Genomic DNA, 19,793 nt, shown 5'->3' on the forward strand with positions numbered 1-19,793 from the left:
CAGCATCTATAAGCATGGAAGTTTTTATTTCCTAAATGCTTAAGCTTTTTTGGCGTTTTATACGCTTTGTTATGATCATTTTCTTATGAGCGTGTAACGATGAACATCAAGATTTGTAAATTATAATCAAATCAGAGAATTTTGCACTCAATTTGCACAAACGATTCTTATATCATGGTGCATTCGTGAGAGTTTTAGATAACATCACTTTTGTCAATTAGTAATTTTGCTTAAATTCAGAAACAGCAAAGGTTACGATATTAACTTTTGTCCTGAACTGATGGAGCAAAAATAAATGATCGGTATCAAGATTAAGCGTAGGCGTAGTCCGCTAACTTTTAAAAATGCTTTGCGTAACTTGCTTCCACGTTCGTGCAGCGTGCCGTAGGCAAGTGGTACGGCATCGCTTGCTTAAAAATTTTGTTTCTAATCCCAAATTTAGGGATATTTTAAGTACTATTGCTTATTGACAAATGAGGTATGATAATAAGGTTTGACGAATGATATAGGTGTCTAAACGTTCTTCTAAGCAGCGATTCCTTCGCTTTGAGACGCTACGCGAACCGACAGCTTCTCTGCCAGAGGCTTTGCTAAAGCAATCTGGCGCGAAAAAATCTAAACATCAACGACGCACTTACAAGCGTCTGATTCAAATTTTATTTAAAAACGCCCGTGATGCGATCGCCCTAATTGATGATCGCTTATGTTTTGTAGACATGAATATTGCGGCTTGTGATTTATTCGGTGTACCGCCTCAGCAACTTAAAGGGCAAGCTTTAGCTAACTTCATCACTGCGGAATTTGTTGATCAACCCAACTCTCTTAGTTTTTCACCGGGACAATCATTGATGGGGGAACTGTTAGTTTCATCTTCTGCTCAGAACCAGCGAGAGATGGAGTATACTTTAACATTTAACGTACTTCCCCACTGTCATCTGCTGTTATTACGAGATATTAGTCAGCGTCGGGAATCAATGCAGGCAGAATTACGACAGCAACAGCAACGGGTAGAATTATTTTCGGAAGTGACGCTGAAAATTCGCCAGTCGTTACAGCTAAAGGAAATTTTGCATACTACCGTCACGGAAGTGCAACGGATTCTGCAAGCTGATCGCGTGCTAATTTATCACGTATTGCCGGATCGTACAGGAAGAACCATCAGCGAATCAGTTTTACCAGACTATCCTACACTGATGGATCTGGAATTTCCGCAAGAAGTTTTTCCCCAAGAGTATCAACAACTGTATGCTCAGGGACGGGTGCGTGCGATCGCGAATGTCCACGATCCGGCGGCTGGCTTGGTAGATTGTTTAGTGGAATTTGTCGATCAATACCAGATCAAAGCCAAATTAATTGTACCGATTGTGCAAAACCTCAATGCCCAGTCCCAGAATCAGCTTTGGGGTTTGTTAATCGCGCACCAATGCGACAGGGTTCGCCATTGGGTAGATTTTGAGTTGGAATTAATGCAACAACTGGCCGATCAAATCAGTATTGCTTTATCTCAAGCTCAACTACTAGAACGCTTAGAAGAGGTTGTAGCAGCTCGCACCGCAGAATTGCAAGAGGAAATTAATGTGCGGATGCAGGCAGAAGCGGCACTGCGACAGAGTGAGGAGCAATTGCGCTTAATTACCAATGCACTGCCAGTACTGATCGCCTATGTGGACGATCAACAACAATATCGCTTTAATAATCAAGCATATCAAGATTGGCTGGGACAATCTCCTAAAGAAATTTATGGTTCCCATCTGCGTCAGGTTTGGGGAGAAGATTGCTACCGAAGAATGCAAGTTTATGTAAAAACAGCTTTATCTGGGCAAGCCGTTAACTATGAAAATGATATTCTTTTAAAAGATGGGAGTTGGCGATCAGTTGATGTAACTTACATCCCAGATGTAGATGACCAGAACACGGTCAAGGGATTTTTCGCCTTGAGTAGTGATATTAGCGATCGCAAAGCCATTGAAAGGATGAAAGATGAATTCATTTCTGTAATTAGCCATGAATTGCGGACTCCCTTAACTTCGTTGCACAGTGCCTTGAAAATCTTAGCTACAGGGCGATTGGGTAGTCTCTCCACCGAAGGACAACAAATGCTAGGAATTGCCGATGACAGTACTGAACGGTTAGTGCGTTTAGTCAACAACGTCCTCGATTTACAGCGAATTGAGTCTGGCAAAGTCATCATGGAGTGCCAAGCCTGTAATGCTGCTAATTTGATGATCCAAGCAGCAGAGGCAATGCAAGCAATGGCACAGCAGCATGAAATAACTCTGGTTAAACAACCACAAGATATCTCAGTGTGGGCAGATGCAGACTATATCATGCAAGCTTTGACAAATTTACTCAGTAATGCTATTAAGTTTTCATCACCTGGTTCCACCGTTTGGCTAACAGTAGAACCAGGAAAAGGCTCTCCAAACCTCCCCAAAGAATTAGTATTTCGGGTGCGAGACGAAGGGCAAGGCATTCCTGCTGACCAACTCGAACGGATTTTTGAACGGTTTCAACAAGTAGATTCATCAGATTCCCGCAAAAAAGGTGGTACTGGTTTAGGGCTGACTATTTGTCGCAAAATTATTGAACAGCACAACGGCAGAATTTGGGCTGAGAGTACTCCAGGGTGTGGAAGCACCTTTGCATTCACATTACCTACCCTTGAGTGGGTCAATATCTCATGAAGGGGGATTTAGGGACTTTCAAATAAAAAAGTATACCATCGCTATAGAGGCAGGGGGGCAGGGGGACTCGGGGCCCCCACGGAGTGGGGATTGGGGGAGAGGGCGCAGGGAGAAAGAAAATCGTTTTAAATTCGGTGAAATTGGATAATTTATTTCTTGGAAGTCCCTTATGCATACAAAGCGGATTTTAATTATTGATGATGAAGAAACCATTCAAACCGTTGTGCAATTTGGCATCAAAATGGCAGCAGGTTGGGAAGTTTTCACAGCTAGTTCTGGCTTTGAAGGCATCCAGACTGCCCAAACCAAAAAGCCTGATGTGATTTTGTTGGATGTGATGATGCCAGATATGGATGGTATTACTACCTTCAAAGAACTCCAGTCTCATTCTGAAACAGAAAAAATACCAGTGATTCTTTTAACTGCCAAAGCACAAACGGCAGAAAAGCGGCAGTTTAATGATTTGGGAGTTAGTGGTGTCATTACAAAACCCTTTAACTCCCTGAATTTACCGGAGCAAATTAGTAGAATCCTCCATTGGTAGCCGCATCAATGAAAATCTTGCTTGTGGATGATGACGACTTATTAATTAAAGTCCTAACTATAAATCTGGTAACCCATCACTATATTGTAGATGTAGTTAAAGATGGGGAAATGGGTTGGACTTATGGCTCCACCTTTGAGTATGACCTGATTGTACTCGATATCATGCTGCCGAAGTTGGATGGTATCAGCTTATGCAAGCGTCTGCGGACACAGGGATACACCGTCCCGATTCTATTACTTACGGCTCAAGATAATATTACTGCTAAAGTGCAGGGATTGGATGCAGGTGCAGATGACTATGTTGTAAAACCTTTCAATACCACAGAACTGATTGCCAGAATTCGGGCATTGCTGAGACGGGGAAGTAACAATCCCTTTCCTTTACTAACTTGGGGGGATTTACTCCTTAATCCCAGTAGTTGTGAAGTGAGTTACAATGGTCGCCCTCTGAAGTTGACAACGATGGAGTATGATTTGCTAGAACTTTTGCTGCAAAACTGTCAGCATGTTTTTAGTAGTGAACAACTTCTAGATAAATTATGGTCTTCAGAAGATTTTCCATCTGAGGCCACAGTACGTTCTCATATCCGTCGGGTGCGACACAAGCTAGTTGCAGCCGGTGCGCCTCATGATTTTATCGCTACTATGCATGGACGGGGTTACTACTTAAAAGCACCAAGCACAGAACAATCAACTACTCAATCGGCAACACCTGCTGTAAATAATCCTGCGGGTGACTCTCAAGTAGCTGTATCTCTAGAAACGTTGAGTGATTTGCCAAACTATGGTCTTCCTAACAATTCCCAACAACAATACTTGGCTTTTCTCAACGAGACTTGGAAAACTACAAAACCGAAAAGTCTTGACCAGATGACGATTTTGTTACAAGCTGTCAAAGACTTACAAACAAATCAACTCAAACCCCAACAACAAGGACAGGCGCAACAAGTTGCTCACAAACTGACAGGGACTTTGGGAATCTTTGGGTTAAGCAAAACAATGCATATCGCACGGCAGTTAGAGTATTGGTTGGGTGGTCAAGAACCGCTACAACCGAAACACGCGCCGTTGATGAAAACCCTGGTAATGGATCTCCAGCAAGACATTAAGCAGACTACACTGATTCAACTGTCTCAGGTTCCCAATGGGCAATTACCGCTTTTACTGATTGTGAGTTTGGATATCGAGTTTAACCAGTCCTTAGAAGCTGTGGCGGTAAGCCGAGGAATTCGCATTCAGATTGCGCCGATGCTGAAGAATATGGCTAAAGCTTTGCTCACAAGAGATTCAGTTTTTGATAGCTTAGACCAAAATCCTGATATCATACTGTTACATTTTCCCTCAATTCCATCCAAACCCCATACTAACCAAGTAAGTAATTTTTGGGAAACATTGCAGATATTAGCACAGCGTTACCCTGGCTTGCCAATTGTGGTGATTAGCGATCGCAATGAATTGTGCGATCGCTTGGAGGCAATGCGACGGGGTGGAAAACTGTTTTTGACAGCACCAATTCCTTCTGAACAGGTGATTGACACAGCATTAAACTTGTTGCGCGGTACTGAGATAACCAAGAAAGTGATGATTCTTGATGACGATCAAGACTGGTTACATACTCTTCCCACCCTACTGAAACCCTGGGGATTTAAAGTCACAACTCTTGCCGATCCGCAACAATTTTGGAGAGTACTGGAAGCTGTCACCCCTGATGCCCTAGTATTAGATATCAATATGCCACAGATAAGCGGATTTGAACTCTGCCAGATTCTCCGCAGTGACCCTCTTTGGCAGCGTTTGCCAGTTTTATTTCTGAGTGTGCTGACAGATTCCGCCAGTCAGAATCAAGCTTTTAGTGTTGGTGCTGATGACTATCTGTGTAAACCCGTTAAGGGAGTCGAACTAGCTAACCGAATTTTGCGACGATTACAAAGAGTTAAGGCTTGGGCAAAATAAGGCTGAGTTAGGAGTTGAGTTAGGAGTTAGGAATTATTCTCCCTTCTGTCTACTCCCCAGTCAGCACTTTTGAGGGGCATTGGGCATTGGCAAGAGACAAGGGGACAAGGAAAATTGGGGACAAGGGGAAGGGAAAGACAGCGTTGCAAGTTCTAACTTTTGTCATCTTGTCCTCAATCCCTTGATACCCCAACCGTTCGCCCTACAGCCCTTCGCGCATCCTACGGCAGGCGTTGGCAACAATACGCTTGGGTTAAGAATTTATTTCTTCTCTCTGCGTCCTTGGCGTTCTTGGCGGTTCGTTAAAAAAATTCACTTTCACTAAGAGTTTTAGCCTTAACTGAACCGTATTGGCGTTGGCAAGCCATCGCAACAACAATTAACGAAATTGTTTTAATTCCTCAATCAGATGATCGAAGTAGGGAGCAACGATCGCTTGCTGCTCGGGTTCCACTCGCTTTAAACTGGCAGTTTTAATACCTTCTAACCCTACAATCATTGCATTTAATGGTACTTGCAATTCTTCATACAACAGTTGCATATAGTGCAATCCTTCGGTGCTGGTATAGTCAGTGTGCTGTCCGGCGATGCCGTAAGTAATACAGCGTAAGAAGTGCCAGAAATCACGCCAGCAGGCGTCTGCTCTTACTGCTGGGTAGAGTCCACCACCAAGTTGGGTAATGTTAGGGAATGTAGTTATTACCTGGGTTCTGGCTTCATCTACTATTTCATGGACGCGATCGCGTAGTCCCTGACTTATAGCAATGAGTGCAGTATTTGCTGATACAAGTTGCTGAATCTGCTGCAAATCTTCATCAGTAAGATAGCGTCCTTGATTGTCAGCCGCCTGGAATAGCTGAATAGCCTCTGCTGGATGGGTATTTTGCCAAGTAGCAAAACTGACAATCCTTGCTTTTTGAATCAGTTCTCGAACTTTTTCACTCAATTGTGGCTGAGTCATGGTCAAAATTATTAATAGACTAGTTGAAAGTTAGAACTCCTGCCCTTTTTGAAATTTCCAGCAGGGCTATTAGTAACACTGTAGCGGTAAATTGTTAGGAAACTCGAAAGGCAAACTATGAACAATTCAGAAGACTACATAGTTAATAACCTTGATTTCTATAGAAAGCATCATGGTCAGCAGCTTTACTATCGCTGGGAGGGAGAAGTCTTGTGGCAAGAAACAGGCGATGTCTGGCGACAAGCCGCTTCTGGTAGAGAAGCTTCTTTTTCAGAGACGCTAACGCCAACACGTCTACGCCAACAGCAGAAATTATTCTCGATTATTAGCATGAATGCAACCAAGGTTTTCATTCGTCCCGATCCTGAGTTTCAACAGGTAGGTTACCGGATCAATCGGGAGTTAGGTCTATTTTGCGATCCACAGACCCAAGAAATCCTGCATACATGGCAGCCCGATTCAACCAGTTCTGCTGTAGCGATCGTGCATATTGCCAATCGCATAGTGCAGGGGGCTGTTCGGCCGAAAATGACGGTGATTCCCAAAGGACAAGACTATGTTACCTCTGTCGTACAAATTCCCCTGACCTATCCTCATCCATTAGCAGTAGATCCCAAATACCGAGATTATTGTCCCGGTGAAACCTTTAATGGGACAGAATACTTCACCAGTCACATTTCCCGGCCAGAGGTGAAGGATCTTCCTCCAGCCACTTGGGCGCGAGACTGTCCCTGGTTACCCTGGATGAAACTGGGCTATGGTCATCCAGCCCGCTTACGATTTGAGACAACAACGACTCGGGTTGAATCCTTTGAACAACTCCATCCTAATCTGATTCAACTGATTCGCGAACAAGTGCCGATATATGAATTTACACCTGACCAGAGTAACGAACCAAATATGACCAGTACACTGTACTTTAGGCAGCACTTTGCCGCTTACCTCAAAGGAGAACGCTTTCCCATTCCTGAAGGGCTTTGAGAAAGGTTTGAAACTGTAACTTAATTTCAGAGTGTCAATTTTATGGATCTCAGTCAAATCGAAACTGATCTGCAAAACTCGGATTTTCAATACCGCCTGAAGGCGATCTCTGCCCTGCAAGATTATCCGGCTGATATCGCTTTTCCTTTGCTCAATCGCCATATCCAAGACCCAGAGTTTCTGGTGCGAACCTTTGTTGCTAGAGAGTTAGGTAAGCAAAAAACCTCAGAATCCTTTGCTGCTCTGTTGCAAATTATGAAGTTTGATAACACCCCCAATGTCCGAGCAGAAGCGTCTAACTCGTTGTCCTTATTTGGCAGAATTTCAGCCTCTCATCTGGTGCAGACATTTTTACGAGACGATCACTGGTTAGTACGTCGCAGTATTTCATCAGCCCTGGTAGAAATGGATTGCCCTGAAGAAGTTGTAGAGGTTTGTATTCTGGGGCTAGAAGGTGACGATGCCACAGTCCAAGAAGCATCTGTAGATGCGCTGGGGTCATTGGCGACTTCCCGTCAGTCTGAGGTAGCTTTGTCCCAACTCCTAAACCTGAAAAATTCTGAGTCTGAATATATTCGGGTACGAGTTGCTTATGCTCTCAAGCAGTTTAATACTTCTGAAGCCAAGGAAGCCCTGTCCCAACTGAAACAGGATGCCGATCATCGGGTGGTAGGGGCGGCAATGGAAAATTTAATCTCTTGAGGAGCAAAGGGACAAGGGACAGGGGGCAGGGGCAAGGGAAAATGACTTTTGACACTTTGACTCCTTTCGACTGCGCTCAAGGCAAGTCGCTCAGTGTTAACTTTTGACTTCCCCGAACACGAGTGCGTCCCGTAGGGAAGGGGCTGACTCCATAGGTATCAACTTAAAAAAAATCTGCTTTGAAGGACGTTTTGCCCTCATCCCTTAACCTCTTCTCCCAACTTGGGATTCGGGGAACTGGAGAATTTGCTCGCCTCTAGCAAAATTGCGAGAGGGGTTGGGGGTAAGGGTGAAACCTGGAAAGTTCGCCAAATCTAGCTTATACATTAAGTTGACACCAATAAGTTGACTCCACCTCCAGGTGGAGAAGAAAACTATTTCTTTGAGTTATGCCTAACTCAGTGAAGAATACCTATAAATTATCCATGTCTATACAGCAATTCGACACAAAAGTCAATAGTAATTGTAGCAAGATTGACATAAATTAATATTTAGACTGGCAGAATTGGGAAAGAGCAAACTGTGACTAAGTATTATTGTTTGCACCATAGGAGAAACAAATGGCTGAAATTCCCACAGGCGGTCAAATGCTCTGGAAATTAGAAGGGGACGATCGCGTTTTGCACTTGCGGCATAATTCCTCAGAGCCGTGGCGGCCGTATGAGGAATTTCCGCAGTATGTTCTACCCGACCCCCAAGGATTTTCTAAAGGAATTGCTACCTTTCTGGCGTTGCTGAAAAAAGATTGGACAGCAACTAAATCTTAAGAAGGGAATAGGGAATAGGAAATAACTTTGAATTGTTTCTCCTCGTTGTCCCCTTGTCTCCCTGCCTCCTACTTACTTAGTTTCTAGGCTGGTGCGTGTGGTGCGACGGGTTAAAACGTGTGGTGTATCTAGCTCTTGTGCAGGTTGGCTAAGGAGGCGCGATCGCATTTCGTCACTCAGCCCTTGAACATGGGTAAAATCTGCTCCAGCAATGCTTTCAAGATGCTCGAAATCAACGCCAGTCAAATCTGCGGCTCGTAAATCAGCTCCTGCGAGGTTGGCTCCATTTAAGCGAGCATTGCGTAAAGATACTCCTGGCAACCAGGCTTTCCGTAAGTCAGCCTGACTTAGCCGCGCTCCCTGAAGATTAGCACGAGTTAAATCAGCCCCCCCTAAATATGCTCCCAACATATTTGCACCTTGCAAATCAGCATGACGCAAGTTGGCTGTATTCAGCTGGGCACCATTCAAATAGGCATTTGGCCCAATCGCCCCAGAGGATTTGTAATTAAAGCCTTCGGGAAATAGGGTTTGGCTATCATATCTTGCCCCTTGCAGCTTGGTGTTGGTCAAAATAGCTCCTTGTAAATCTGCGCCACTTAGATCGACTCGATACAAACAAGCTGCCTCTAAATTAGCATCCCTTAAAATCGCTTGGCTGAGATCGGCTGCCCGTAAATCAGCACCACTGAGATCAGCTGCACTCAGATCCGCTTTGCTAAGATTCGCTCGAATCAAAGTAGCTTGATGCAAATTAGCTCTTTGCAGTTCTAAACCACTGAGGTTGAATTGATATAAATCTTCTTGAGTTAGAGCAAACCCTGCCTTGAGGACAGCCAAAACCTCTTGGGGTGTCTTATGAGTTTCCCTGCTGATCATGGGTTGAAATCGTGAGATTATTTAGGGGTATTGTACCGCGACCCATCTACAATCATTAGGGTCTAAGAAAGGATCAAGTTTTATTAGAGGATCAGCTATGCCTTTTGTACCACCAATGACCATGATGGAGTTTTTCAGTAAGAGTGAAGGGGTCTGGTTTACCCAGCGCACGGTGCATCACTTTGATACGGTGCCGGATCAGTCGGGAGAATCCAAGCTTTATGTAGGCGCGATCGCACTTGATGACCCACGGGTAAAAGCAATTTGTCAGCCGCAAGGTATTGATCTAGCTAGTGCTAAGGGAGCTGCTAGCTTTATGTGGCAAGAACATGACGACGATCAAGAACCCAATCTGGATCGTGTCGCTGTCTTAATTGATGTACCAGATGATCAAACAGGGCGATCGGGAAAATTGCTCCGCAACCAAGGCTATGTGGAAAGAATTCCGGTAGTTAGCCGTTACTGGTTTGGACAAGATGGCATTTTAACCATCGATACCGAATATGAAACCAACCAAGGTCAAGAACGCTGCTGGTTCATGACCGATGATTTTCGGGTGCGCGTCAGCACAGTGCGGATGATGAATGGAGTATATTTGATGACCTATTGTTCTGAACGACGCTATTTAACTGAGGCAAATTTAGCACAAATGGTGCAACACAATTTATCTAGAGCATCCGTATGATCGTCTGGTTGCTGATAATCTTGAAGGACTTGCTGTCGGTTCTAGTCCATAATTCTGTTGATCGCTATCTGTAAGCATTGCACCATCACCTAATGCTAACGTTAAGGATCGTTACTTTGTTTAACATATTCGAGACGGCGTATCTGAGAATCCCGTATTCTCTGGGGTTAAGGCAAATTAATCTCTAAATTTTATGTATAAGTGCTTCCTTGAGCATCTGGAACAATCGCTTTTGCAACGGTTTACATTAGAGAGTCGCCCAATTCCCCCAGGACTAGAGTATCAGGTGAGCGATCGCGGTAGAAATCCCGCCACAATTCAGAGTTGGTGCTATCAGTGTCCACAGTTGCGAAAAATCCGCTATACATACATTGATGCAGGCGCAAGTGCCCAGATTCTTAATAGTGTGATTTATCCCAGTCATAAATACGAGTTGCCCTTACTCGGCATTGATTTTCTCTCTTTCGGTCAGGTGAAAAACCTGATTGTGATGGATTTCCAGCCTTTATTTCAAGATGAAACTTACTTGAAGAAGTATATACATCCATTGCAGACATTGCATGAGAAATATCCAGACTTGGCACAAGGCTTGGAAATGAAATTTTACGATGCTAATCAGTACTTCTCAAAATATCTCTTATTTGCCAAAACCGATGTAGAAACAGTAAAAACAAGGGTCTTTGAAGCATTCAAAGATTATTTGAATTTGTATTGGCAAATGCTAGCCCAAGCTGAACCTCTAATCGACGAGTCAGATATTCAACGGATTGTCAAAGCGCAAAAAGACTACGATCAATATAGTGCCGATCGCGATCCGGCATCTGGTTTGTTCAGTAGCTACTTTGGACATCAATGGTCAGAGCGATTTTTGCATGAATTTTTGTTTGAGGATGCTGTGCCATTAGTAGCTAGTGCAGTTAAATAGTGATTTAAATCGACATCACCACAACAAAATATGGTGATTGTTAATTTTGAATTCGGAGCGAAGCGACATTGACTCTCTATCAGCCATTTTTAGATTACGCGATCACCCTTTTGCAAGAACGTTTGAATTTGCAGCCTTATGCAATTCCTCAAGGGTTTGAGTCGAAGCAAGCAACAGTGGGCAAAGGCAAACATCAACAAGAGGTCTTAACGACTAGCTATGCCTATCAAACTACCAAACTCCGGCAAATACGAGCCGCCCATGTACAGGGGGGTAACTCACTTCAGGTATTAAATTTCGTTATTTTCCCCCATCTGAATTACGATTTGCCCTTCTTTGGCGCAGATTTAGTTACCTTGCCAGGAGGACACTTAATTGCCCTCGATATGCAACCCCTATTTCGAGATGATTTGGGGTATCAGGCAAAGTATACCCAGCCTATCCTGACAACTTTTCAAGCACATCAGCAGCATCTACCTTGGGGAGGCGACTTTCCCGAAGAAGCCCAGCCCTTTTTCTCACCCGCCTTTCTCTGGACGCGCCCCCAGCAAACTGAGGTAGTGGAAACCCATGTGTTTGCAGCCTTCAAAGATTATCTACAAGCCTACCTGGATTTTGTTGACCAGGCGCAACCGATAACCGATTCTAAATATTTAGCAGACATTGAACAGGCTCAACTGCGTTATCTCCGCTATCGAGCCGAAAAAGACCCAGCACGGGGAATGTTCACCCGTTTTTACGGTGCTGAGTGGACAGAAGAATATATCCACGGGTTTTTATTCGATTTGGAAAGAAAGCTGGCATCAGTTATTAGATGAAGAAATACCAATTTTGGATTTTAGATTTTGGATAATAGAATTGAAAATCTTGATTGATAAACTCTTCTATAAGTTTGAAACAAGATTACCTATGCGAAGTTGGTATCAAAGGTAGAACCAGGACGAGCGAAAAGGTTTGTCTGTTGGTAACTGAATCTGAGAAAATCGAACATAGGCATTTTAAATCTACTTTTAGGAAACACAACGGATATGGCTGATACTACAGAACTCACCTTAAGCGCTCAAGCCAGCCCTGAAGAACTGACAGAAGCGATCGCTGAATTAGAAGAATATCGAGAACGCCTGGTTAACGATACCTTGTCAATGGCGCAGCGTGCCAAAATTATGAAAGCACAAGCACTTGCTAGCCTGCAACCTCAGCTTGCCCAGCTAGATGCAACTCTTGAGTCACTACGACAGCAGCAATCTAGTCTGGTATCCGGTAACTAGTACAGCAAGGCAAAAGTCAGTCCCTTTGGGGAAGTCAAAAGTCAAAAGTCAAGGCTTCGGCTTCGCTCAGCCTTGACCCTGAGCACAGTCGATGGGTCAAAAGTCAAAAGTCAAAAAGTTTTAGTTTTAGCCTTTCTGGCTGTAATGAACAGTTATCAGTTATCAGTTAATTTGTCGGTTGGGAGTCAGAGTCCTCCACTTATAACAAGTGGTGTGTTTGGTGTCTTTCTTCAAATCCCTGACTGCTTCCAATGATTAACTGTTCATTGTTCACTGTTCACTGATTTAAGGGGAGGTTTATTTCCACGCCCCCTGTACTAGATCATTTAACAATAACGGTGATAGGAAATTTGTCATGAGTCAATCGCTCAACTCCAAAGCTCCAGCAGTTGATGATCCGATCCTGCGAGTGCAAGCTGAAAATGATGATCTGGTTCACAGGGTAAATGAGCAGATTACACTAGAAACCTTCGATTCTACAGATCAAAAAGTTCTTAAACAACTAGTGGAGGGTTTAGGAGATCCACGGGGAATGGTGCGACTGCGGTTTGCCGAAACCTTGGGTGAAATTGGTGAAGCAGCAACACCATTTCTCATAGAAGCACTGGCAAATCATTCCAATGTAGTTGTGCGGCGGGCTGCTGCCAAGACACTCACTATCATATCTGACCCGCGTGCTGTGCCAAACTTGCTTCATGCTTTTCTAAATGATGAAGATAGAGTAGTCAGAAGTTCAGCTGCCGGAGCCTTGGCTAGAACAGGAGAAGCATCTGTACCAGCGTTGCTGGAAATTTTAGCATCAGATGAGCATCCACAGGATATTAAAGGTCTTGCCGCATGGGCGTTAGCGTTTATTGGATCGGAAGCAGCAGACCATCTATACAAAGCATTGAACGCCGCCTCTTTGGATGTCCGATGTGCTGTCATCGGGGCTTTTGGTCATGTGGCGCAAGAACAGTCAGACGAAAAGTCCTGCAACCTTCTGGTTTCTGCTCTGACTGATCCAGAAGCGCTCATCCGCACTGAAGCAGCCGCAGCCTTGGGACAAATAAATTATCCTCCCTCTGTGCCGCATTTAATTCTGGCAATTCAAGATACTGATTTAGATGTGAGGAAAGCAGCAATCAATTCTCTTGGTAAAATTGGCGATCGCACCGCATTAAAATCATTACAGCCGCTACTTAATGACGAACAAGAGGTGGTGCGGGTTCTGGCTAAACTAGCGATCGCGCAAATTGAACGCCAGTCCGAAGCAGATGATTGGTAATATTCCCGTTCAGCTGTTTGCTGCCTACAACAATTGTTAATTTTAGCTGCCGTCTATTAATAATCACTGTCAGCTACGCAAATTCCCTTACATTTGATGCCGTTTGTCGCTGTGCGTTGACAATGAGGACAGAGAATTTTTTCTGTTTCTGGAGCGATATTTGTAGTGGTACTTTCTTGTGGTTTATCTTTGCCGATTTGGAGGTTCACGCTTATCAGGGTAAAGGAAGTTTGTTGTGGTTTATTTTTATATTTTAACAACCACAGAAATTCCCTCTACCAAGCTATTTTTCTGCCTGTGGGTATTATTTTTCTCTCCGAGCAAACTTCATTGTCATTTCTAGGCGAGATAATGCACTAGTGGCAGACTCGCGTACATAGGAGTCGGTGGATTCATCCTGAATGAGAGATTGTAGCACTTCCACACCTCGGCTATCACCAATCGAGCCAAGGGCATTCACGATAGAGATTCCCAGCGCTGGGTTATCTGTGGTTTGCAATGCTTCAATCAAAACATCTACCACGGGAGAACCAATTTCACCTAAAGCCATGACAGCAGCAATATTCACTACAGGATTGGGGTCATTGAGAGCAGTCCTTAAACCCTGCACACCTTCAGCTGCAAAGGGAACATCTGGATGATTAATGGCGACTTGTGCCAGTGCTTTGGCGGCACTTCCCCGGACGGTGACATTATCACTATTGAGTAAGGCTGCAACTAGAGGAGTCACTGCATCAGGGCCGATCGCTCCTAAAGCTTTGACGGCAGCTCGTCGATAGGTGGTATCTTCTTCATCGAGAATACTCATCAACCGGGGAATAGTTGTCTCATCGGCATTCTCAGCCAATGCCCACATTGCTTGGTCGCGTAAGTGGGGGTTGGGGTGTTTCAGTTGTTGGAATAGTTCTTCTGTGGACATAACAAGGTTTTAATAAATAAATTATCAAAAATGTGCAATTAATGTGCAATTAATCTCTCAACTCAACACTCAGCGCTCACCACTCGGTACTGTCGCTGTGACTTGGCTTTTTCGCGAATCAGCCAATCATCATCGTTGACGACTTGTTCATAACCACTGGTATCACCAAGTTTTTCTAGCGCCATCAATGCTGCATACTTCAGATCCCAAATTTTGGTTTCTAGACAGGGTTTCAGTTCGAGAATTGCCCGTGGATCGCCGAGTTGACCAAGAGCGATCGCTGCTGCCGCCCGTGATTTTTGAAACTGTGGTTGTTTATTATGCAAGCCTTCAACTAGTAAATCGTAAGCTGGGGAATGTTTTAACCAACCGAACAGCTTGATCACATGGAAGTGGGCACCATAATCATTATTTGCTTCTTCAGCGTAGGTGGCAAACAAAGCCTCAGGAGCAGCATCAGCGTGATGGTCAAGAATGGTTTTAGCTGCCAAATAACAGCGCCCAAAGTCTGTTTCATACAATCCCCGAATCAGAACTGGTAAAGTGGGAGGACTTGGGTAACTATGCACCAAACTCAGATCATTTGGGTGGTCGTATAACGTCTGCTCTAAATGAGGTTGAATCGTAGCAAAAGTAATTGCTCCCGCACAGATGCCGACTTCTGCCAATGTCCGAATTCCTCGCAGCCGAAACACCAAAGATACTGGACATCGGGCAATATAGGGAATTGCATCATAGTAACGGGCATCCATTAAATCTTGGATAGACAACCGCCGTCCTAACACATTTGGGTGTTGTAACATTGCCACTACCTTGCCCATCTGGGAATAGTCGCCAGTTAAACGGCAAACTGCGGCCATTGCCGCACTAGCTGTCGGTGGATCGGCATCATCTACAAATTTGCGAATTCGTTCCAGGGCAGGTTGATAATTAAACTTTGTTAATGTGTGAATAATCACTCGATAAGTTTGCCCTGGCTTGTCTAGCAATTGAGCAACATCTTTTAATATGTCGGGGTCTTGAGTTCCAATTTCACCGATCGCCCAAACAGCATTTTCCACAGTGTAGCAGTCTTCATCAAAAAGACAGGTGCGGATCACTGGTAAGGCTGACTTAGCTTGCAGTCGCCCCAAAGTCTCTACCGACTTGCGGCGGACGATGCGGTTATCCAACGAGGGATCAGTGCGCTGCACCGCCCGGAGCAGGGCGTTGATTGATCGCTCTGTGGGAAAATTGATTAAATGAGAAGCGGCAATATAACGTGAATCATCCTCACTCAATTGGTCTTGAGGCGTATCCAAAAGAGTGATCGCCTGGTCTTCTGTGAGATTAAAAAAATTAAAAAAGCGTTTATCCATATATCTATATATATCAACTTGCCCAATCTTATTAAAACAAAACAAACCCAGAGATTCTTTGCCATTACTCAACCTTAACAGGCAAAGCAAAGAGCCAAGAACCTCCAGGCTTGTGGATCACAATGTATCCTTACCACCAAATGACAAGTTTGGCAACTAACTAGGAGAGGGAGTTAATAGCGTAGTCAAGTAAAGCATTGTACTCAGTCAATGCTTGAGCAGACATATCACGAGGCGCACAACCACGGTTACGAGCAAAGCTTAAAGCTTCAACGTAAGGAGCAGTAGGCAAGCTTAAAGCGCGGTAAACTTCACGTTGTCCAGCAATACCCCACTCATCCAATGGGCCAGTACCGCCAACTACCAAGCTGTACTGAATAAGGCGCATGTAGTGCTTGATGTCACGAGCACACTTGGACTTGAAGGTATCGGTGGAATTAGCTTCACCAGCATTGTTCAAGTAGGGATACTTCTTGATACAAGCGTTGTAAGCTTCGGTTGCGACTTCATCAAGGTTGTTAGCTAGCTTTTCAGCAGCTTCCAAACGAGCAGCAGCACGTTGGATAGAACCTTGTACTGATTCTAAATCAGAGGTGCTGGGGAAACGACCTGCGGCATCAGCAGATGCAATAACGGTAGTAACAACTGATTTCATTTGTTAAATCTCCCAAAAGGCTTTTAATTTAAACTGTGTTGGATGTCAATCTGTTGAGTGAATTGCGAATCACAAGTTCCTTAGCTCAGAGCAGAAATTACGCGATCAAAGTAGCTAGAAGATTCAGCAACTAGGCTAGCGCAGCGATCTTCTACAACAGGAGAACCCATTTTACGTAATTTTGAACCAGCACGAGCCTCACTGGGGGTGTCTTGAATGTGAGCAGCTGCACAGGCCTTCATGATTTGAACGGCACGCACGGTAGAGGTGGTGGGTACGCCAAGAGCTGCATAGGTTTCTTTCAAACCGTTCAAACAACGATCATCTAGAACTGAAGCATCACCAGCTAATAAAGCGTAGGTTATATAGCGTAAGATGATTTCAGCATCGCGCAGACAAGCAGCCATGCGACGGTTAGGATAGCAGTTACCACCAGCTTGGATCAAACCTTGGTTTTCGCAGATCATTCCAGCAATAGAATCAGAGACGATACAGCTAGCGTTGCTAGCGATCGCATTTACAGCATCCAAACGTCTGTTACCATTAGCAACGAAGGCTCTGAGGGCAGCAATATCAGATACGCTAGAAGTGCTGGCATCTGCTGAAACTACAGCTCTAGAAAAAGCGTCAAGCATTTAGCTCTCCTTAAAAATTGGTTTTCTCTGAAACTTGATTGCCTGTTCCCTGAACAAGACAATATAGAAGATAAAAGATGACACCTATCTTAGTCTCAGTTATGAGAAACTAAGTAATAATCCTTAACAAACCATCCCCAGTCACAAAACATATAAGACTTACGCACGGACTAAGATTTTACGTCATTACCAGCGTTCGCAAAGCATCTCGTAGAGAAGCGAAGTAATCGCAAAGGCTTAGTTTTTCGTCACGAGTGCGTAAGTCCTAAAAATGTTTAAGTGAACTGTATTGGGGGCGCAAGGCCTTGCGCTCTTATAACAGATGTGGTTCAAATACATGAAAACTGCTGTAATCTAGTTATTTCAAATGCTTTTGCATAAATCCTCAATCAACTTCTGTTACATGTAACAGGATTGACTTTTTGGCGTTGCTGATTCCATGTATGAAAATGATTTTGCATAATACCAAAATCTTTGTAGAGACGTAGCACTGCTACGTCTCTACATCCTGATTCATACTTTAATTCAGCAACGCCGACTTTTTTTCGTTGTGGTAGGGGCAATACAAGGCTTAGTCAATCAACATAAAGAACTTTGCACTGTACTTAAGTCTTAAGCTCTTAAATCCGATAATAAATAATCAGGCAACTGTCTTAGTTTTCAGGAATGAATATATGAGTACTCACTTACCAAATAAAACCAGTTCTTCACACGGTGGTGTTCGTGGAGCAAGCTTTAATCCTCGTTCCCCACAATTTGAGGGACGCTTTGGGCGAATTTTCCGCAGCTTACCCGCAGCCACTTGGTCTGAAGAGGCTCTACGGAAGTTAGCAGGCGATGGTCAAGAAGAAAATCGAATGTCAGCAGAGCCAGAAAAAGATGAGCACAATTTACCCACAGCTCCTCGTGAAGATGTTGATGAACAAGGTAAAGCCCGTGAAAGTCGTCTTCACGATGATGAAGAAAATAGCGGTATTGATGCGGGGTACACCTACTTCGGTCAGTTTATCGACCACGACATTACCTTTGATCCTGCCAGCAGCTTACAGCAACGTAACGATGTCAATGCCTTAGTAGATTTTAGAACCCCAGCCCTAGATCTAGATTCTGTTTATGGCAGTGGACCTGACGATCAACCCTATATGTATACAGCAAACGGTCGCAAATTTCAGTTGGGACGCGATTTATTAGAAGGTTTAAAAGGCAAAGTTATTGCCAAAGATTTACCACGTCATACCTGGACTGATGATGATGGTGAACATCACCGCGCACTCATTGGAGACAAGCGCAATGATGAAAATGTCATTGTTTCTCAATTACACGGAGTATTTTTACAATTTCACAACCGACTTGCAGACGAGCATTCAAATTGGGATTTTACCGAAATTCAGCGTCAATTACGCTGGCATTATCAGTATGTAGTACTCAACGATTTTCTACCGAGAATTACTTCTTCTGATGTATACAAAGATATCCTTCCCCACTTAAATAATAATGGCTCAATTTTTGAGTATCCTCCACGTTTACACTTCTATAAACCGCGTAATGATGCTTTTATGCCCATTGAGTTTGCGGTTGCGGCTTATCGTTTTGGACATTCAATGGTGCGCCCTATCTATCGTCTCAATACTAAGCTTACAGGCGGTAACAATCCTGATAATACCACTCCTAATGAGCAGGCGCGAGGTATTGACGGACGGCAATTCATCTTTGCTGGTCTAAAAGAACGTGGACTTAATGGGTTTGACAAATTTCCACAGGAATGGGGAATTGACTGGAATTTATTTTTCGACTTAACAGGAGATAAGGATTCTCGTAAAAATAAGAATCGCACTCAGCCTGCTTACAAAATCGATCCTTCTTTGGTTAATCCATTGGCGTTCCTGCCAGAGTTTTCTAAGATTGATAAGCAACCTCCACTAGATGACATCAGTAAACTTCAGCCTCAGCCTCAAGCAGGACAATTTAACAATCTAGCCTTCCGAAACCTTCTGCGTGGAATGTCTATGGGTCTGCCATCAGGGCAAGATGTTGCAAGGGCAATGGGGTATCAACCTCTTAGCGATAAAGAACTAAAAGTAGGGAAAGCCACTACTTCTGAGGAGTTTGATGCACTGCCAATCCTGTCTTCTATCCATAGTGAATTTAGTGGTAAGGCTCCACTCTGGTACTATATATTGGCTGAAGCTGCCCATAATTGGCGAGAAAAAGGTGGGGGGAAACCTGAAACACCAGTAAGCCTTGGTAAAGTTGGTAGTCGAATAGTCCTAGAAACATTTGTAGGCTTGCTTTTACACGACAGTCACTCGTTCCTGCGTCAAGCACCTGCATGGACACCCGAAATCGGTAAAAAAAAGAAATTTGATATGCCCGACTTGATTAAATACGCATTGAAACTCTAATCTGGATCTTCTATATTTTATATTTTTGCAGGAAAAATTTACTCAAAGATGCAATCGTCGTTGCCCTCTGTCCATCCCCACCTTTAATACCAATTCACAATACTTCGGCTAACCTCGGCTTCTCTACTAGACGCTACGCGAACGCTCGGCACAAGTCGCTCAGTACAAGTTCACAATTAAAAAACTTAGAGATACTTGCCTTTGAG

General features: G+C 43.9%; 19 protein-coding genes. 12 read left to right on the forward strand and 7 right to left on the reverse strand.

The genetic code is table 11. The features are described 5' to 3' along the window. Nucleotides 1-509 precede the first annotated feature (509 nt). From V7L20_RS22240 to V7L20_RS22250, 3 genes are all read left to right on the forward strand, one after another. On the forward strand, nucleotides 510-2,684 hold the full coding sequence (locus V7L20_RS22240) for an ATP-binding protein (protein ID WP_334746169.1): 2,175 nt from the start codon (nucleotides 510-512) through the stop codon (nucleotides 2,682-2,684). Between the two features lie 169 nt (nucleotides 2,685-2,853). Continuing rightward, a complete protein-coding gene (locus tag V7L20_RS22245; protein WP_334746170.1) occupies nucleotides 2,854-3,228 on the forward strand; it encodes a response regulator in 375 nt (124 codons plus the stop codon). Between the two features lie 8 nt (nucleotides 3,229-3,236). Continuing rightward, on the forward strand, nucleotides 3,237-5,183 hold the full coding sequence (locus V7L20_RS22250) for a response regulator (protein WP_334746171.1): 1,947 nt from the start codon (nucleotides 3,237-3,239) through the stop codon (nucleotides 5,181-5,183). A gap of 379 nt (nucleotides 5,184-5,562) precedes the next feature. Here the strand turns inward: V7L20_RS22250 and V7L20_RS22255 are convergent, their stop codons facing one another. Next, nucleotides 5,563-6,144, reverse strand: a complete 582-nt coding sequence (locus tag V7L20_RS22255; RefSeq protein WP_334746172.1) for a phycobilisome protein — start codon at nucleotides 6,142-6,144, stop codon at nucleotides 5,563-5,565. A 117-nt stretch (nucleotides 6,145-6,261) separates the two neighbouring features. Between V7L20_RS22255 and V7L20_RS22260 the strand changes: the two genes are divergently transcribed. From V7L20_RS22260 to V7L20_RS22270, 3 genes are all read left to right on the forward strand, one after another. After that, nucleotides 6,262-7,125, forward strand: a complete 864-nt coding sequence (locus tag V7L20_RS22260; protein WP_334746173.1) for a DUF1838 family protein — start codon at nucleotides 6,262-6,264, stop codon at nucleotides 7,123-7,125. 42 nt (nucleotides 7,126-7,167) lie between these two features. Continuing rightward, on the forward strand, nucleotides 7,168-7,827 hold the full coding sequence (locus tag V7L20_RS22265) for a HEAT repeat domain-containing protein (protein ID WP_334746174.1): 660 nt from the start codon (nucleotides 7,168-7,170) through the stop codon (nucleotides 7,825-7,827). 560 nt (nucleotides 7,828-8,387) lie between these two features. Beyond that, nucleotides 8,388-8,594: a hypothetical protein gene (locus tag V7L20_RS22270; RefSeq protein WP_229488591.1), complete on the forward strand. Its 207-nt coding sequence runs from the start codon at nucleotides 8,388-8,390 to the stop codon at nucleotides 8,592-8,594. A gap of 72 nt (nucleotides 8,595-8,666) precedes the next feature. Here V7L20_RS22270 and V7L20_RS22275 read toward each other — a convergent pair whose 3' ends face one another. Then, entirely contained in the window at nucleotides 8,667-9,473 is an 807-nt protein-coding gene (locus V7L20_RS22275) for a pentapeptide repeat-containing protein (RefSeq protein ID WP_334746175.1), read from the reverse strand. 97 nt (nucleotides 9,474-9,570) lie between these two features. Between V7L20_RS22275 and V7L20_RS22280 the strand changes: the two genes are divergently transcribed. From V7L20_RS22280 to V7L20_RS22300, 5 genes are all read left to right on the forward strand, one after another. Next, entirely contained in the window at nucleotides 9,571-10,158 is a 588-nt protein-coding gene (locus tag V7L20_RS22280; RefSeq protein ID WP_334746176.1) for a phycobiliprotein lyase, read from the forward strand. 193 nt (nucleotides 10,159-10,351) lie between these two features. Then, nucleotides 10,352-11,083: a 15,16-dihydrobiliverdin:ferredoxin oxidoreductase gene (locus V7L20_RS22285; RefSeq protein ID WP_334746177.1), complete on the forward strand. Its 732-nt coding sequence runs from the start codon at nucleotides 10,352-10,354 to the stop codon at nucleotides 11,081-11,083. Between the two features lie 68 nt (nucleotides 11,084-11,151). Further along, on the forward strand, nucleotides 11,152-11,901 hold the full coding sequence (locus tag V7L20_RS22290) for a phycoerythrobilin:ferredoxin oxidoreductase (RefSeq protein ID WP_334746178.1): 750 nt from the start codon (nucleotides 11,152-11,154) through the stop codon (nucleotides 11,899-11,901). Nucleotides 11,902-12,111: 210 nt separating this feature from the next. Continuing rightward, nucleotides 12,112-12,351, forward strand: a complete 240-nt coding sequence (locus V7L20_RS22295) for a hypothetical protein (protein WP_334746179.1) — start codon at nucleotides 12,112-12,114, stop codon at nucleotides 12,349-12,351. A 355-nt stretch (nucleotides 12,352-12,706) separates the two neighbouring features. Further along, nucleotides 12,707-13,618 carry a HEAT repeat domain-containing protein gene (locus tag V7L20_RS22300; protein WP_334746180.1) on the forward strand — a complete coding sequence of 304 codons (912 nt, stop codon included), beginning with the start codon at nucleotides 12,707-12,709 and terminating at the stop codon, nucleotides 13,616-13,618. 56 nt (nucleotides 13,619-13,674) lie between these two features. Here V7L20_RS22300 and V7L20_RS22305 read toward each other — a convergent pair whose 3' ends face one another. From V7L20_RS22305 to cpeB, 5 genes are all read right to left on the reverse strand, one after another. Then, the gene (locus V7L20_RS22305) at nucleotides 13,675-13,878 is read right to left on the reverse strand and encodes a hypothetical protein (protein ID WP_334746222.1); all 204 of its coding nucleotides are present in this window, start codon (nucleotides 13,876-13,878) and stop codon (nucleotides 13,675-13,677) included. A 44-nt stretch (nucleotides 13,879-13,922) separates the two neighbouring features. Then, nucleotides 13,923-14,537, reverse strand: a complete 615-nt coding sequence (locus V7L20_RS22310; protein WP_334746181.1) for a HEAT repeat domain-containing protein — start codon at nucleotides 14,535-14,537, stop codon at nucleotides 13,923-13,925. A gap of 62 nt (nucleotides 14,538-14,599) precedes the next feature. After that, nucleotides 14,600-15,895, reverse strand: a complete 1,296-nt coding sequence (locus tag V7L20_RS22315) for a HEAT repeat domain-containing protein (RefSeq protein ID WP_334746182.1) — start codon at nucleotides 15,893-15,895, stop codon at nucleotides 14,600-14,602. Nucleotides 15,896-16,055: 160 nt separating this feature from the next. Next, the gene (gene cpeA / locus V7L20_RS22320) at nucleotides 16,056-16,550 is read right to left on the reverse strand and encodes a C-phycoerythrin subunit alpha (RefSeq protein WP_334746183.1); all 495 of its coding nucleotides are present in this window, start codon (nucleotides 16,548-16,550) and stop codon (nucleotides 16,056-16,058) included. An 80-nt stretch (nucleotides 16,551-16,630) separates the two neighbouring features. Next, nucleotides 16,631-17,185 carry a C-phycoerythrin subunit beta gene (gene cpeB, locus V7L20_RS22325; RefSeq protein WP_334746184.1) on the reverse strand — a complete coding sequence of 185 codons (555 nt, stop codon included), beginning with the start codon at nucleotides 17,183-17,185 and terminating at the stop codon, nucleotides 16,631-16,633. A 674-nt stretch (nucleotides 17,186-17,859) separates the two neighbouring features. Between cpeB and V7L20_RS22330 the strand changes: the two genes are divergently transcribed. Next, entirely contained in the window at nucleotides 17,860-19,587 is a 1,728-nt protein-coding gene (locus tag V7L20_RS22330; protein ID WP_334746185.1) for a peroxidase family protein, read from the forward strand. The last annotated feature ends 206 nt before the right edge of the window (nucleotides 19,588-19,793 follow it).

The sequence above is a fragment of the Nostoc sp. genome (assembly GCF_036916735.1).
In the GTDB taxonomy this organism is placed as follows: Bacteria; Cyanobacteriota; Cyanobacteriia; order Cyanobacteriales; family Nostocaceae; genus Nostoc.